Raw genomic sequence first — 14,591 nt, 5'->3', positions numbered from 1 at the left:
CGACAGCGCCACCGGGGATTTTGAAGCCACCCGGCCTCCCGGATTGCGCTGCGCTAATCCGGGCTACCAAATCGCACAGCGCTGTAGCCCCGGTAAGCGACAGCGCCACCGGGGATTTTGAAGCCACCCGGCCTCCCGGATTGCGCTGCGCTAATCCGGGCTACCAAATCGCACAGCGCTGTAGCCCCGGTAAGCGGGGTTTTCTCATCCTGCCCGCACTCTCTGCGCTTCACCTATACTTGCAGTTTAAGCGGGACAGGAGAACGACGATGACGCTACCCGATTTTCACGTCTCAGCGCCTTTTACGCTTGGTATTGAGCTGGAGTTACAGGTCGTCAACCCGCCGGGATATGACCTCAGCCAGGATGCCTCCACGCTGATTGCCGATGTGCAGGATGAACTGACGGCGGGAGAGGCCAAACACGACATCACCGAAAGCATGCTGGAGATAGCGACCGGCATCTGTCGCGATATCAGCCACGCCACAACACAGCTCGGCGCCATCCATCAGGCGGTACAGCGCGCCGCACTCCGTCACCACCTGCAAATCTGCGGCGGCGGTTCGCACCCTTTCCACGCCTGGCAGCGTCAACAAATCAGCGATAACCCGCGCTATGTGAAAACCGTCGAGCACTTCGGCTATCTGGCAAAGCAGGCGACGGTGTTTGGCCAGCACGTCCACGTCGGCTGTCAGAACGGCGATGACGCCATCTATTTACTACACGGGCTGTCTCGCTTTGTACCGCACTTTATCGCCCTCAACGCCGCCTCGCCGTGGTTCGACAGCACCGACAGCCGCTTCGCCTGCTCGCGCCTGAACCGTTTCTCTTCCTATCCCGACAACGGGCCGATGCCGTGGGTAGAGAACTGGCAGGCCTTTCAGCGTTTATTCCGCCGCCTGAGCTACACCAGCATGATAGACAGCATGAAGGATCTGCACTGGGATATTCGCCCGAGCCCGGTTTTCGGTACCGTCGAAGTGCGGGTGATGGATACGCCGCTGACGATAGGCCAGGCGGTGAATATCGCCGGATTTATCCAGACGCTGGCCTGTTGGCTGTTAAGCGAACGACCGTTTAAACATCAGCCAGAAGATTATCTACTCTACCCTTTCAACCGCTATCAGGCCTGTCGTTACGGCCTCGACGGGGTGATAACCGATGTCTGGTCCGGCGAACAACAGAGCATCCGCGCGAACATTCTACAGTTAGCCGACAGACTGGCGCCCTTTGCCCATAAGGTGCACGCCAGCGCGGCGCTGGAATCGGTTGTGCGCCAGGCCAGGTCCACCATCAGCGAAGCGCAGCAGATGCGCGAATTCATCGCCAACGGCGGTTCGCTGATCGGTCTGGTACAAAAGCACTGCGAGATTTGGGCGGCATAAGGAAGCGAAACGGGTATACTCGGCGCAGGATATTTAAAAGGATTGTTCATGTTATTACGCCGCCTGATCCCTCTTGCGCTTCTCCCCTTCACCGCCTTTACCCATGCAGCCTGTACTCTCACCGACCCAACGCTGATCTTGCAAAGCTATACGGTTAATCCGCAGCAAGAGCGCATCGTGATGTACTGGCAAAAGCAAAATGGTAAAGCCTGGGGATCGTTACGATCGCTGCTGTCCGATATCAATAAAGACGACCGCGTCCAGATGGCGATGAACGGCGGGATATACGATAAGGCCTACGAACCGCTGGGCTTGTATATCGAAAATGGCGAGCAGATAAAGCCCCTCAACCGCGCCTCCGGCGGCGGCAATTTTTTCATTCGCCCCGGCGGCGTATTCTGGCTGAAAGGCCAGCGGGCGGGAATAACGCCTATCAACAAGTTTACGCCATCGCCTGAGATAACCTACGCCGTGCAGTCTGGTCCGATGCTGATTGAAAACGGCGCCATTAACTGGCGGCTGAAGCCCTCCGCCAGCTCGCGTAAGCTGCGCAACGGCGTCGGCATTGATAAACAGGGACGGGTGGTATTTATGCTTAGCGAGCGCGAAACCAATTTCTACGATTTTGCCTGTTACGCGCAGTCCAAACTCCACGTGCGCCAGATGCTGTACCTCGACGGCACGATTTCAAAAATGTATCAAAAGGGCGGCGGCATACCGTGGCAGTATCACCCTTTCGTCACCATGATAACCGTAGAAAGAAAAAACCTGGCTAAATGAAAATGGCGCCCGCTCAATCCTGAAGGGGCGCCGGACGGTATCAAGCAGGTTTACGCAAACGGCGGGTCAGCCGCTTCTCGACTTCAACCACCAGGAACATGGCCACACCAATTACCAGGGTCACGAACCAGTAGCGCAGCGGTAGCGCTTCGGTGCCGAACATGTTCTGCATTAGCGGTACATAGATGATGACCAACTGCATCAGCAACAGAACGCCGGTCACCAACCAGATGCCTTTGTTGCGCAGCAATCCTTTGTTCAGGGAGAAGCTGTCGCTGCTGCGGCAGTTAATCATATAGACCCACTGCGCGGTCACCAACATCTGCAGCAGCACGGTGCGGATGAACTCGGCGCTGTGGCCGCGCGGCGCCAGCCAGGCTTCGAGAATAAAAGCGGCGACGGCAATCATCGAACCGACAAAGGCGACGCGCCAGACGGCAAACCCATCCATCACGTGCTGGCCGGTCTTACGCGGCGGGCGATTCATCACGTTGCGCTCGGCGGCTTCAAAGGCCAGGCCGAAGGAGAGCGTGGCCGAGGTCGCCATGTTCATCCACAAAATCAGCACCGGCGTCAGCGGAATAATATTGCCCGCCAGCAGCGCGATGATGATCAACAGTCCCTGCGCGAGGTTGGTCGGCATGATGAACAGGATGGTCTTTTTCAAGTTGTCATAGACGCGACGCCCCTCCTTCACCGAGCTGGCGATGGTGGCGAAGTTGTCGTCGGTGAGCACCATATCGGCGGCCTCTTTGGTCACCTCGGTCCCTTTAATGCCCATGGCGATGCCCACGTCGGCCTGGCGCAGCGCCGGGGCGTCGTTAACGCCGTCACCGGTCATGCCGACCACTTCGCCGCTATCCTGTAGCGCCTTTACCAGGCGCAGCTTATGCTCCGGACTGGTACGGGCGAAAATATCAAACTCCACTGCAGCCTTCGCCAGCTCGGCATCATCCATATGCTCAAGCTGATAGCCGGTTATCGCCTGGCGGCTATTGGCGATCCCCAGCATCTGGCCGATGCTCATCGCCGTCTGCGGGTGGTCGCCGGTGATCATCTTCACGCGGATCCCGGCGGTCTGGCAGGCGTGGATCGCGTCAATCGCCTCCGGACGCGGCGGATCCATCATTCCGGCGATGCCGAGGAACACCAGACCTTCCTTCAGATCATCGTGGGTCAATGTGGCGCTGCCGACGGTTGCCGGTTTACAGGCGGCGGCAACCATCCGTAAACCCTGCCGGGCGAAGCGCGCCATTTCGTCTTCCCAGTACTGACGGTCAAATGGCATTGGCCCCTGTTTGCTCATCTGCTGGCCGCACAGGGCGAAGATGACATCCGGCGCGCCGGTAATCAGCACCCGCTCTTCATCGCCAATCTGCTGATGGGTGGCCATATATTTATACTGCGAATCAAACGGAATCTTCGCCACCAGCCGGGTAACGAGGGGCGCCAACCGGGCTTTTGCCGCCAGCACCTTCAGCGCCCCTTCGGTCGGGCCGCCGGTGATACCCCACAGGCCACGCTCGTCCTGAACGATCTGGCTGTCGTTGCACAGATCGATGGTGCGCAGGTAGGTTTCCAGCACGCTACCCGGCTGGACCACCACCGGTTCGTCGCTGCCTTCCTGGAAAATGCGCCCCTGCGGCTCATAGCTATCGCCTTCTACACGGTAGCAGCAGTCAGCGGTGATGACTGCTTTCACCGTCATTTCGTTCATGGTCAGGGTGCCGGTTTTGTCCGAGCACACCACGGTCATCGCGCCAAGCGTTTCAACCGTCGGTAGCTTACGGATAATCGCCCGCTTGCGCGCCATCGCCTGTACGCCGAGCGACAGGATAATCGAGATAATCGCCGGCAGGCCTTCCGGCACCGCCGCCACCGCGAGGCTAATCAGCGACAGCAGCAGCTCGCCCAGCGGAATATCGCGCAACGCAAGGCTGAAGAAGAACAGCGCCACCATCATCGCGAGAATGATGACAAAAATCGCTTTCCCCAACTTATCCATCTGCACCAGCAGCGGAGTACGGTGCTTTTCAATAGCCGCCATCATCTGATTGATGTGGCCTAGCTCGGTCTCTTGACCGGTAGCGGTAACCACACCGACGCCGCTGCCGGCGCTGATAGTGGTGCCGGAGAAGACCATATTGGTGCGGTCGCCCAGCGGCAATTCCCCCTGTAGCGTCACGGTGGTTTTATCCACCACCGTCGACTCACCGGTGAGGATAGCCTCTTCTACCCGTAGATTGTGGCTTTCAATCAGGCGCAGATCCGCCGGAACGCGATCGCCGGCGCGCAGAATAACAATATCGCCCGGCACCAGGTCACGGGTGGGAATCGTTTCATGCTTGCCGTTTCGCTGTACGCGGGCATCGCTGGAGAGCATGTTGCGGATCCCCTGCAGCGATTTTTCGGCATTGCTCTCCTGAATATGACCGATCAACGCATTTATGACGGTAACGCCGAGAATAACCAGAGTATCGACCCAGTGGCCCATCACCGCAGTGAGCGCGGCAGCGGCCAGCAGGACGTAAATCAGGACATCGTTGAAGTGGGCGAGAAAACGCAGCCATGCGGGTTTGCCTTTCTTTTCCGGCAGTGCGTTAGGGCCGTATGATTTCAGGCGACCGGCGGCTTCAGCGCTGCTAAGACCGTCGGCATGGCTCTTTTTTTGCGCCAGTACCGCCTCGACTGTTTGCTGATAAGCCTGCTGCGGCGCGCTGTCGCCCGAAGGCGTGATGTTGTGGGGATTAATCATCTTGGTCAAAATAAAGTTTCCTTTTAAATTCCGTGAATCGGAAAGCCTGAAATCATTTCTGGCCAATGAATTAATGCGTTTTGCGAGCAAGATCAAATTATCCAGCCACAACATTTATTTGCTCGCAAATTAAAAAATACATGGTAAGTTGGTTCTGAAAAACAAATATTACAGGGTATTTCTAAACCATTTATAAACGAGGTGAAACATGTTTGGAATCTACCGCGGACGCCGACTGGCGCTGTATGTCGCGTTGGCAATCATTATTGCCACAATAGTGGGATATAGTACCTATACTTTTGTAAAAATGCTGGGGTAATAAATGACGTTAATTTACATCCAGGTGAAATTAACTTAATCACAAATATTACCCAATAAATTAACAGAGGGTTTTTTATTAATAATATTAGAAATAATATGAATGACGTAAATCAATCAGCAGATAAAGCATATTGCGTTAACGGACTTTTTACCGGACAATATGTTTTTTAACTGACGATTAACATTATAATGAAACACCCGCTGGAAACGCTGTTATCCGCCGCCGGCATTTTGCTGTTAGCCCTGATCTCATGCTTGCTGTTGCCGGCGCCCTCGCTCGGCCTGACGCTGGCGCAAAAGCTAGTCACATCCTTCCACCTGATGGATCTCAACCAGCTCTATACTTTGATCTTCTGCCTGTGGTTCTTAGCGCTGGGGGTAGTTGAGTATCTGGTATTGCGCTGGATATGGCGCCGCTGGTTCTCGCTGGCAGATTAAGCCGCAAGCGAGCAAAAAAAAGCCCGCCGAAGAGGCGGACTGGTATGCGACCGGCGCTCAATGCGCGCGACTGTGGTTCTCTTTGCGATACGCGCCCGGCGGCTGATTGAAAGTACGGGTAAAGATGCGGGTAAAGGTTTGCTGAGAATCAAAGCCGTATTTCAGGCAGATATCATAAACCCGCTGGTCGGTATCTCGCAGGTCGCGCGCCGCCAGCAGCAGTTTACGCTCGCGAATGTAGCGCCCGAGACTTTCCCCTTTGTACTGTAAAAACAGCCGTTGCAGATGCCATTTTGAGTATCCGGCATGGCGCGCAATATCATCAATTCGCAGCGGTTGATGCAGATTGTCATCAATCCATTCCACGATAGTGTCAATCACCTGAGCGGATATATTCATATCTCTTCTCTCCTCCTGAACCACTCTGGCGGTTAGCGCCACCAGGCGTTAAATGATTGTGTCTTATCAGCGACCCACACCGGTTCGCCCAGCATTGGCGTGACTAAACGCCACTCACGTCCTTCACTGGCTGCCGCCAGCCGCTGGTACGGATCGTCCCAGCTGTGTTTTGCCAGCACAAAGCGTCCGGCATGCCCCGGTAATACCGACCGGGCGCGTAAATCATCGGCGGCCTGCGCCGTTTCTTCCGGCATCATGTGGATGTATTTCCAGTCCTGGTCATATTGACCGTTTTCCATGATTGCCAGGTCGATGGGACCAAACTGCTCGCCAATGGCCTTAAAATGCGGGCCATAGCCGCTATCGCCGCTGTAATAAATCTTTTGCTGCGGGGTGACGAACAGGAAGCTGGCCCACAAGGTTTGGTTGCGTTTCAACCCGCGGCCGGAAAAATGGCGAGCCGGCAGCGCGTGTACGGTCAGTTCATCGCCGATTTTTACCGCCTGGTTCCAGTCCATTTCATCAATGATCGCCGCATCCATTCCCCAGTAGCGCAGATGCGAGCCGACGCCGAGCGGCGTCACCACGCGTTTAACTTTCGGCATCAGCGCTTTGATGGTGGCGTAGTCGAGATGGTCGTAGTGATCGTGGGAGATAATCAGCAGATCGATCCCCGGCATCCGCTGCGCGTTCCACGGATAATCACCGGGGAAAGCCTTATTGATGAAAGAAAACGGCGCGGCGTAATCGCTAAATACCGGGTCGATCAGGATACGTTTACCCGCCAGCTGCAGATACCACGATGAGTGACCGAGCCAGACCATCACGTCTTCACCAGAAGGTAGACCGGCAAGATCGGTATTCACCAGCGGCAACGGCTGCTGCGGGCGCGCGTTCTCTCGCTTCGTGACCAGAAAATCCCACCACGCGGCCAGCATGTTTTTCTGCCCGGTGAATCCCGGCGTCGGCAGTTGGTTATGGAACTGGCCGTCACGGTAGTTCGGCGACTGTTCGACAAGACTGAGCTGCGCACCCTGCGGCGCTTTGCCAAAACCGGCATTGAGAACAAACGGCAATGTCGTTGCTGCTGCTAATAACATAATGGCGACCACGCTAAAGGTGACACGGTTCATATCCTGACCAGACAAAAGCCCCATCCAGGGGACTTTATGATATAACTTGATTATGAGTGAGTAAGCACTCATTATTAGGAAGGAGTAGAAAATCGTCAAGACTATTTTCAATTTTTGACATCTGGCGTTGCAGTTGTGCGGTCCGCCGTGATTAGATCGAGGTTTAACTTTCAGCGAGGTAAAATGTAGTGGCTCGTCCTAAGAGTGAAGATAAAAAACAAGCGTTACTGGAAGCCGCCACGGCCGCTTTCGCCCAGTCCGGCATTGCCGCTTCAACATCGGCGATAGCCCGCAGCGCGGGGGTTGCTGAAGGAACGCTGTTTCGCTATTTCGCCACTAAAGATGAGTTGCTCAACGAGTTATACCTCGCCATTAAGATGCGCTTAGTACAGACGATGATCGACGGGCTCAATCCTGACGAAAAGCGCCCGAAAGAGAACGCGCGCAACATCTGGAACAGCTATATCGACTGGGGGATGCGTAACCCTATGGAATACCGCGCCATTCGCCGCATGGCATTGAGCGAACGCATCACCGATGAAACCCGCAGCCAGGTTAAAGAGAGTTTTCCCGAGCTGAACGAGATGTGTCAGCTGTCGGTGAAAGCGGTTTTCCTTAGCGACGCCTATCGCGCCTTCGGCGATGCCCTGTTCCTGTCGCTGGCCGAAACCACCATCGAGTTCGCCAGCCACGACCCGCAGCGCGCTCGAGAAATCATCGCCCTCGGTTTTGAGGCTATGTGGAATGCGCTGCATGAGAATGAGCATTAATGGATAACGAAGCGCTACACCATCACGCGCAGCGTATCGCGCTGACCTACCCTTTTACCGAACACTGCTGGCCGTTTGGCCCAGAGTATGACGTGTTTAAAGTCGGCGGGCGGATTTTCATGCTGACCATGACCCTTCGCGGGCGGGCGATCGTTAACCTGAAGGCCGAACCGCAAAAATCGCTGCTCAATCAGCAAATTTACCGCAGTATCGAGCCGGGCTATCACATGAACAAAAAGCACTGGATCACCGTGGTGCCGGGCGAGGATATCAGCGAGGATTTACTTGCCGAGCTTATTGATGACTCGTGGAATCTGGTGGTGGATAAGCTGGCGAAAAAAGACCAACGTCGGCTACGTCCCGGCTGATTTTCAAATAAATGCGATAAGTGTTATCGCATTTTTCACTCTTATCATTTCCCGCGCATCGCTGTACTCTTCCTCCCACGAAATGTGCCCGTAAGGGGCTGAAAATTGTGAGGAAGAGTCATGGATATTATCTCAGTTGCCTTAAAACGTTACTCCACTAAGGCTTTCGATCCGGCGAAAAAACTGACGGCCGAACAGGCGGAAAACCTGAAAACGCTGCTGCAATATAGCCCGTCGAGCACCAACTCCCAGCCGTGGCACTTTATCGTCGCCAGCAGCGATGAAGGGAAAGCCCGCGTCGCGAAAGCGGCCAGCGGCACCTACGTGTTCAACGAACGTAAAATCCTCGACGCTTCCCACGTTGTCGTGTTCTGTGCGAAAACCGCGATGGACGATGCGTGGCTGGAAAAAGTCGTTGATCAGGAAGATGCCGATGGCCGTTTTGCCACTCCGGAAGCCAAAGCCGGTAACCACAAAGGCCGCACCTTCTTTGCCGATATGCACCGCAAAGAGCTGAAAGATGACGATCAGTGGATGGCGAAGCAGGTTTATCTTAACGTGGGCAACTTCCTGCTCGGCGTGGCGGCAATGGGTCTGGATGCGGTGCCGATCGAAGGCGTCGATTTCTCCATCCTCGACGAAGAGTTTGGCCTGAAAGCGCAAGGTTATACCAGCGTAGTCGTGGTGCCGGTCGGTCATCACAGCGTGGAGGACTTCAACGCCGCACTGCCGAAATCCCGCCTGCCGCAGTCTACCACCATCACAGAGATCTAATCTCCGCACGCTGCCCTCCCCGGATGGCGGCGCTTTGCGCCTTATCCGGGCTACGGTCCAGTACTCAGTTGGTAGCCCCGGTAAGCGTAGCGCCACCGGGGAAGGTTACTTTTTCTCCCCTTCGCCGGCGTGCCAGATCCGCTCGGCGTAGCGGCCAATCATCGCCAGCGATGCCGCCAGGATCAGGAAGAACACCACCTTGTGCAGGCTATACCAGAAGAATTCGAAGAAGCGGGTGTAGAGGTTGATGGCGAGGAACGTCAGGCCAAATCCACGCAGCATGCCATCGTCGGTTTTCAGGCTGATATAAATACACAGCACCGCCGCCAGCGCAAACAGCAGCCCCCACGGCAGCAGTTGCGCCTGGCTCACCCCATACCAGCTCTCGGAATCGTAGTTGCCGAAAATCGACAGGATCCACAGCGCGACAAACAGCCAGGTCAGCCCCATCGCCTTACTGACGGTAAACAACTGCCGCTGGCGTAATACATTTTGCATCAAGTAGCACAGCGCCAGCAGCACGCCGCCGAACAGCACGAAACGAATCGGGAAGCTCATCCCCAGCCAGTAGGCGCCCCAACCTGATACATAGCCGGTTTCCGCGCCAAACCAGTTCCCCAGCGCCAGCAGAAAGAACAGCCACACCAGCCCGGAACGGGCAAAATACCCTATCAGGCCGTAAATCGCGCAGCCGAGCAGTATCAGCGGCGCCACGTGGCCGCTGCCGTCGTCCAGCCGATCGCCTAGCTGCCACAAGGCAATGGCGGTGCAAATCACGCCGAGGAACAAAATCGCCTCGGTGCTATAGTGCCACTGCGCTTCGCGACGCTGACGGCGGAACCCCCAATAATAAAATGCGATGGCCAGCAGCGTCGGCAGGATAATGCGCGCGACAGCGGAGTCGCTGAAAAGATTGATAATCGCCGTAATCAATTCGGCGTCGGCGAACAGACTCCCCAGCGCAATCAGTACGCAGGCCATCGCGGTCCAGAAGGCATAGCGGCTCAGGCGCTGCCAGTCGAAAGCGCGAACAGATAGCGACGCTGACAGCCGTTGGCCGTCGCTGCTGTTCAGGATCCCCTCCTGCTGCCATTGCTCGATAGCACGTTGAATAATCCGCTGCTGCTTGCGGGTGACGTTCATAAGCGTTCCTTGTCCATTGCGGGCTTAGCCCTGTTGATCCAGCCAGGCCAGCGCCTGTTCTCCGGTTTCATCCAGCGGTAAATAGACCAGCAGACGCGAACCGTTGCGCGGCGCGGAATACCAGTACATTTGCTGCAGACTAAAGCGCCCGAGCTGCGGATGGTTAAAATTTTTCACCTGGTTTTCGACGCCGCGCACCTCATAGCGCTGGTGCCATAGCGCTTCAAACTCCGCCGAGGCGGCGAAAAAACGCGCCAGCTTATCTTCCCACTCTGGCGAGCCGCGATGCTCAGCCATCGCCGCGCGAAAATAGGAAACAAAAGTGGGCAACACATCGCGATTTTCAATGCGGCTACGCCAGGTTTCGCAGGTGAGATAGAGATAAATGCAATTGCGGTCTTCTTCGGCAATCGTCGCGAAATCAACGCCCATCAGGCGGCAAAAGCTGTCGTTCCAGGCGACGATATCAAAGTTTGGTTTCTGAATGCTGGCGGGCTGCGGCATCAGGCTATCAAGCATGCGTCGGGTTCCGGGACTGATCCCCTCGCAGACCGTGGCCTGCGTGTTCTCCGGCGGCGTTAAGCCTGCCAGAACGAACAGATGACGGGTTTCCAGCGGGCTGCACTGAAGCGCGCTGGCCACGCCGCTTAATACCGCCGCCGACGGATTCACTTCCCGCCCCTGCTCAAGCCAGGTATACCAGGTCACGCCGACGTCCGCCAACATCGCCACCTCTTCCCGGCGCAGGCCCGGCGTCCTTCGCCGCCCGACGCGCGGCAGGCCGAGGCGCTGCGGGTCAAGACTTTCGCGGCGGGCGCGCAGAAATGCCCCCAGCTGTTTACGGCTATCATCGGGCGCGAGGTTCGGGGCCTCACGTTGCAGTATTAGCGACATCGTTCCTCCAGCATGGTAGTACCAATACCAGTATAGACAGGAACTGGTACCCGTTTAATTAATCGGTGATGCTACGGCCATACGCTGAATGACGCAATGGAGAGATCCGATGAATTCGTCTGCTGTTTCACCCGGCCGCGCCGGTTTACTGCTGTTACTGACCGGCCAGATGCTGCCGTTAATCGATACCTCGATAACCAACGTGGCACTGGACTCGATCACCCACTCCCTCGATGCCAGCGCCACCCAACTGGAGCTTATCGTCGCGCTGTACGGCGTGGCCTTTGCCGTCTGCCTGGCGATGGGCAGCAAACTGGGCGATAACTATGGACGCCGCCGCCTGTTCCTGTGGGGCGTGGCGGTATTCGGCATCGCCTCGCTGCTATGCGGGATGGCTAACTCAATCACTACCCTGCTGGCCGCGAGAACGCTGCAAGGCGCGGGCGCCGCGCTGATCGTGCCGCAAATACTCGCCACCCTGCACGTCACCTTGAAAGGTTCCGCCCACGCCCGGGCGATCAGCCTCTACGGCGGTATCGGCGGCATCGCGTTTATCGTCGGCCAGATGGGCGGCGGTTGGCTGGTCTCCGCCGATATCGCCGGGCTCGGCTGGCGTAACGCCTTCTTTATCAACATCCCTATCTGCCTGCTGGTGTTAGCTTTTAGCCGCCGCTATGTGCCGGAAACCCGCCGCGAAAGCCATTCCAGCATCGATTGGCAGGGAACTTTCAGCCTGGCGTTAATCCTCTGCTGCCTGCTGTTCCCGATGGCGCTGGGGCCGGAACTGCACTGGCCATGGGAGCTACAGCTGCTTTTGCTGGCCGTACTCCCCCTGCTCGGCTGGATGCGCCTGAGCGCGCTGCGTAAGCAGCAGCGCGGCGAGCAACCGCTGCTGCCGCCGCGGCTGTTGAAGCTCACCAGCATCCGTTTTGGTATGGCTATCGCGCTGCTGTTCTTCAGCGCCTGGTCCGGCTTTATGTTTTGTATGGCGCTGACCATGCAGGCCGGGCTTGGGATGGCGCCGTGGCAGTCCGGCAACAGTTTTATCGCTCTCGGGGTGGCCTATTTTATCTCCGCGCTGTACGCGCCGAAGCTTATCGCTCGCTATAGTATGGGGCGGATTTTGCTGATTGGCCTGGCAGTGCAGATTAGCGGCCTGCTGATGCTGAGCGCCACCTTTTATCAACTTGGCCTGCGGACCACGACGCTGGCGCTGGTGCCCTCCACCGCGCTGGTCGGCTATGGCCAGGCGTTAATCGTCAACAGTTTCTATCGTATCGGGATGCGGGACATTCGCGCCTGCGACGCCGGGGCCGGTAGCGCCATTCTCAGTACCCTGCAACAGGCGACGCTGGGGCTGGGGCCGGCCATTCTCGGCTCGCTGTTCTTAACCCTGGCCCAGCGCGGCGGTGGTGACTATGCGCAGGCGCTGATCGTCTTCCTGCTGGTCGAGGTGGCGATGATGCTGCTGCTGGGCGCTATAGCCCTCTGGCTGCGCCATCACCTGAATCTGCAGGCGGCGGCGACGGCGTCCTGATTCACAACTGTGTAACCTCTGATTTGCATAATAGTCATCCAGCGGTCATCATAACCGCTGGATGTACAGGAGACGTTATGCAGGAATTAATATCGCAAATCGCCGCATTAGGCATCAAAATCACCCCAACCACCTCGCTCATCATTACTTTTGGCATTATTTTTCTGACGGCGATTGTCGTTCATCTCATTCTACATAAAGTGGTACTACGCACCTTCGAAAAGCGGGCGCAGGCCAGCAGCCATTTATGGCTGCAGATCATCACGCAAAATAAACTTTTCCACCGCCTGGCGTTCACCCTACAGGGGATTATCGTCAACGTTCAGGCCGTGCTCTGGCTGCAGAAAGGCAGCGAAGCGGCGGAAATTTTATCCACCTGCGCGCAACTGTGGGTCATGGTTTACGCCATGCTCTCCTTCTTCTCGCTGCTGGACGTGATTTTCAATCTGGCGCAAAAATTCCCGACTGCCTCGCAGCTGCCGCTTAAAGGCATCTTCCAGGGTATTAAACTGGTTACGGCGATTATTATCGGCATTCTGATCATATCTCTGCTGATTGGCCAGTCGCCGGCGATTCTCATTAGCGGTCTTGGCGCGATGGCCGCCGTACTGATGTTAGTATTTAAAGACCCGATTCTTGGCCTGGTGGCCGGCATCCAGCTTTCCGCCAACGACATGCTCAAACTCGGCGACTGGCTGGAAATGCCGAAATATGGCGCCGATGGCGCGGTTATTGATATCGGCCTGACCACGGTAAAAGTGCGCAACTGGGATAACACTATCACCACAATCCCCACCTGGTCGCTGGTCTCGGATTCGTTTAAAAACTGGAGCGGGATGTCGGCCTCCGGCGGTCGTCGCATTAAGCGCAGCCTGAACATCGATACCACCAGCATCCATTTTCTTGACGAGCAGGAGCAGCAGCGGCTGATTCAGGCCAAATTGCTGAAGCCGTATATGGACTCGCGCCATCAGGAAATTAACGAGTGGAACCAACAGCACGCTAATGAACCCTCGGTGCTTAACCTGCGCAAAATGACCAATATCGGCACCTTCCGCGCCTATCTGCAGGAGTATCTGCGCAACCACCCTCGGCTACGTAAGGATATGACCATGATGGTGCGCCAGCTAGCGCCGGACGCTAACGGCCTGCCGATTGAGATCTACTGCTTCACCAATACCGTGGTGTGGGCGGAGTATGAAGGCATTCAGGCGGATATCTTCGACCATATCTTTGCGGTGGTTGACGAGTTCGGCCTGCGTATTCACCAGACGCCAACCGGCAACGACATTCGTTCACTGTCGGGCGCGCTGTCGTCCTGATTCCCGGCTGGCGCGCATTGCGGGCGCCAGCGTACTCTCACTCCACTATCATTTCTCAGGGCTAGCCGTCGACACTGTTTAAGGAGATGATCTTTTCACCAACATGGATTATCGCCAAAGGACGCTCTGCATAATGAAATTAACCACAACGTTTGTCGCGCTTGGCTGCGCTTTAGCACTCCTCTCCGGTTGCACCTCATCGAAGACCTCGCCAGAACGCCATGCTTACAGCTTCGTGTCTCATCGTTCTGATTTCGTCGGCGGTAATTTCACCGTTAACCGTCAGCAAAATTATCAGATGAACCTGCCTAACTTCCGCGATATCTACGCCCGCGGGCAAGAAGATCGGAAAAAAGGGGTGAGTGAAAGCGATGCGCAGCGAGTTGCCGACGCCATTAAGCAACAGGCGCTGGAAGGGGTGAAGTCGCAACACTCCTTCAACGGTAATGCGAGCGATCGGTGGAGCGAAACGATGGAAGCGAAGGATGCTCGTCTGTTTGGCAATGAGCTGGCTGGCGCCTATCTGGATGGCTTCCACGGGATAAAATAAGTTATGTCGCCCCGCCATTCCG

At 56.4% G+C, this 14,591-nt stretch carries 14 protein-coding genes; 9 read left to right on the top strand and 5 right to left on the bottom strand.

The features are described 5' to 3' along the window. Nucleotides 1-269: 269 nt before the first annotated feature. Both ABLV17_RS06315 and ABLV17_RS06310 read left to right on the top strand, forming a co-directional pair. The gene (locus ABLV17_RS06315; RefSeq protein ID WP_271032048.1) at nucleotides 270-1,385 is read left to right on the top strand and encodes a YbdK family carboxylate-amine ligase; all 1,116 of its coding nucleotides are present in this window, start codon (nucleotides 270-272) and stop codon (nucleotides 1,383-1,385) included. Nucleotides 1,386-1,433: 48 nt separating this feature from the next. Beyond that, complete coding sequence (locus ABLV17_RS06310) at nucleotides 1,434-2,165, top strand: phosphodiester glycosidase family protein (RefSeq protein ID WP_308958346.1); 732 nt, start codon at nucleotides 1,434-1,436, stop codon at nucleotides 2,163-2,165. A gap of 40 nt (nucleotides 2,166-2,205) precedes the next feature. Here ABLV17_RS06310 and ABLV17_RS06305 read toward each other — a convergent pair whose 3' ends face one another. Continuing rightward, complete coding sequence (locus tag ABLV17_RS06305; protein ID WP_213317362.1) at nucleotides 2,206-4,929, bottom strand: cation-transporting P-type ATPase; 2,724 nt, start codon at nucleotides 4,927-4,929, stop codon at nucleotides 2,206-2,208. A gap of 501 nt (nucleotides 4,930-5,430) precedes the next feature. On the opposite strand from ABLV17_RS06305, the gene ABLV17_RS06300 reads away from it, so the two are divergent. Then, nucleotides 5,431-5,679, top strand: a complete 249-nt coding sequence (locus tag ABLV17_RS06300) for a DUF1158 domain-containing protein (protein ID WP_015367805.1) — start codon at nucleotides 5,431-5,433, stop codon at nucleotides 5,677-5,679. Nucleotides 5,680-5,736: 57 nt separating this feature from the next. Here the strand turns inward: ABLV17_RS06300 and ABLV17_RS06295 are convergent, their stop codons facing one another. Then, complete coding sequence (locus ABLV17_RS06295; RefSeq protein ID WP_015367806.1) at nucleotides 5,737-6,078, bottom strand: RamA family antibiotic efflux transcriptional regulator; 342 nt, start codon at nucleotides 6,076-6,078, stop codon at nucleotides 5,737-5,739. A gap of 32 nt (nucleotides 6,079-6,110) precedes the next feature. Further along, nucleotides 6,111-7,226 (bottom strand): MBL fold metallo-hydrolase, encoded by a 1,116-nt coding sequence (locus ABLV17_RS06290; RefSeq protein ID WP_348854139.1) that lies wholly within the window; start codon nucleotides 7,224-7,226, stop codon nucleotides 6,111-6,113. A 173-nt stretch (nucleotides 7,227-7,399) separates the two neighbouring features. On the opposite strand from ABLV17_RS06290, the gene ABLV17_RS06285 reads away from it, so the two are divergent. From ABLV17_RS06285 to nfsB, 3 genes are all read left to right on the top strand, one after another. Beyond that, the gene (locus ABLV17_RS06285) at nucleotides 7,400-7,981 is read left to right on the top strand and encodes a TetR/AcrR family transcriptional regulator (RefSeq protein WP_087860289.1); all 582 of its coding nucleotides are present in this window, start codon (nucleotides 7,400-7,402) and stop codon (nucleotides 7,979-7,981) included. Continuing rightward, on the top strand, nucleotides 7,981-8,349 hold the full coding sequence (locus ABLV17_RS06280; protein ID WP_213317360.1) for an MmcQ/YjbR family DNA-binding protein: 369 nt from the start codon (nucleotides 7,981-7,983) through the stop codon (nucleotides 8,347-8,349). Before ABLV17_RS06285 ends, ABLV17_RS06280 begins: the two co-directional genes overlap by 1 nt. Nucleotides 8,350-8,469: 120 nt before the next feature. Further along, nucleotides 8,470-9,123 (top strand): oxygen-insensitive NAD(P)H nitroreductase, encoded by a 654-nt coding sequence (nfsB, locus tag ABLV17_RS06275; RefSeq protein WP_308958348.1) that lies wholly within the window; start codon nucleotides 8,470-8,472, stop codon nucleotides 9,121-9,123. Between the two features lie 105 nt (nucleotides 9,124-9,228). On the opposite strand, the gene ABLV17_RS06270 is transcribed toward nfsB, so the two are convergent. Continuing rightward, complete coding sequence (locus tag ABLV17_RS06270; RefSeq protein ID WP_308958349.1) at nucleotides 9,229-10,266, bottom strand: DUF2157 domain-containing protein; 1,038 nt, start codon at nucleotides 10,264-10,266, stop codon at nucleotides 9,229-9,231. A gap of 24 nt (nucleotides 10,267-10,290) precedes the next feature. Beyond that, nucleotides 10,291-11,160 (bottom strand): helix-turn-helix transcriptional regulator, encoded by an 870-nt coding sequence (locus ABLV17_RS06265; RefSeq protein ID WP_162750177.1) that lies wholly within the window; start codon nucleotides 11,158-11,160, stop codon nucleotides 10,291-10,293. Between the two features lie 109 nt (nucleotides 11,161-11,269). Here ABLV17_RS06265 and ABLV17_RS06260 point away from each other — a divergent pair, with 109 nt between their 5' ends. The 3 genes from ABLV17_RS06260 (at nucleotide 11,270) to ABLV17_RS06250 (ending at nucleotide 14,569) form a co-directional block, all read left to right on the top strand. After that, entirely contained in the window at nucleotides 11,270-12,697 is a 1,428-nt protein-coding gene (locus ABLV17_RS06260; RefSeq protein ID WP_308958350.1) for an MFS transporter, read from the top strand. Nucleotides 12,698-12,774: 77 nt separating this feature from the next. Beyond that, nucleotides 12,775-14,019, top strand: a complete 1,245-nt coding sequence (locus ABLV17_RS06255; protein ID WP_015367814.1) for a mechanosensitive ion channel family protein — start codon at nucleotides 12,775-12,777, stop codon at nucleotides 14,017-14,019. 133 nt (nucleotides 14,020-14,152) lie between these two features. Beyond that, a complete protein-coding gene (locus ABLV17_RS06250) occupies nucleotides 14,153-14,569 on the top strand; it encodes an Exc2 family lipoprotein (protein WP_045381305.1) in 417 nt (138 codons plus the stop codon). Nucleotides 14,570-14,591 lie beyond the last annotated feature (22 nt).

The sequence above is a fragment of the Klebsiella sp. CN_Kp091 genome, from assembly GCF_040065095.1.
Lineage (GTDB): Bacteria > Pseudomonadota > Gammaproteobacteria > Enterobacterales > Enterobacteriaceae > Klebsiella > Klebsiella aerogenes.
The sequence above is the reverse complement of the archived record's forward strand: the minus strand, read 5'-3'. Positions and strand labels throughout refer to the sequence as shown.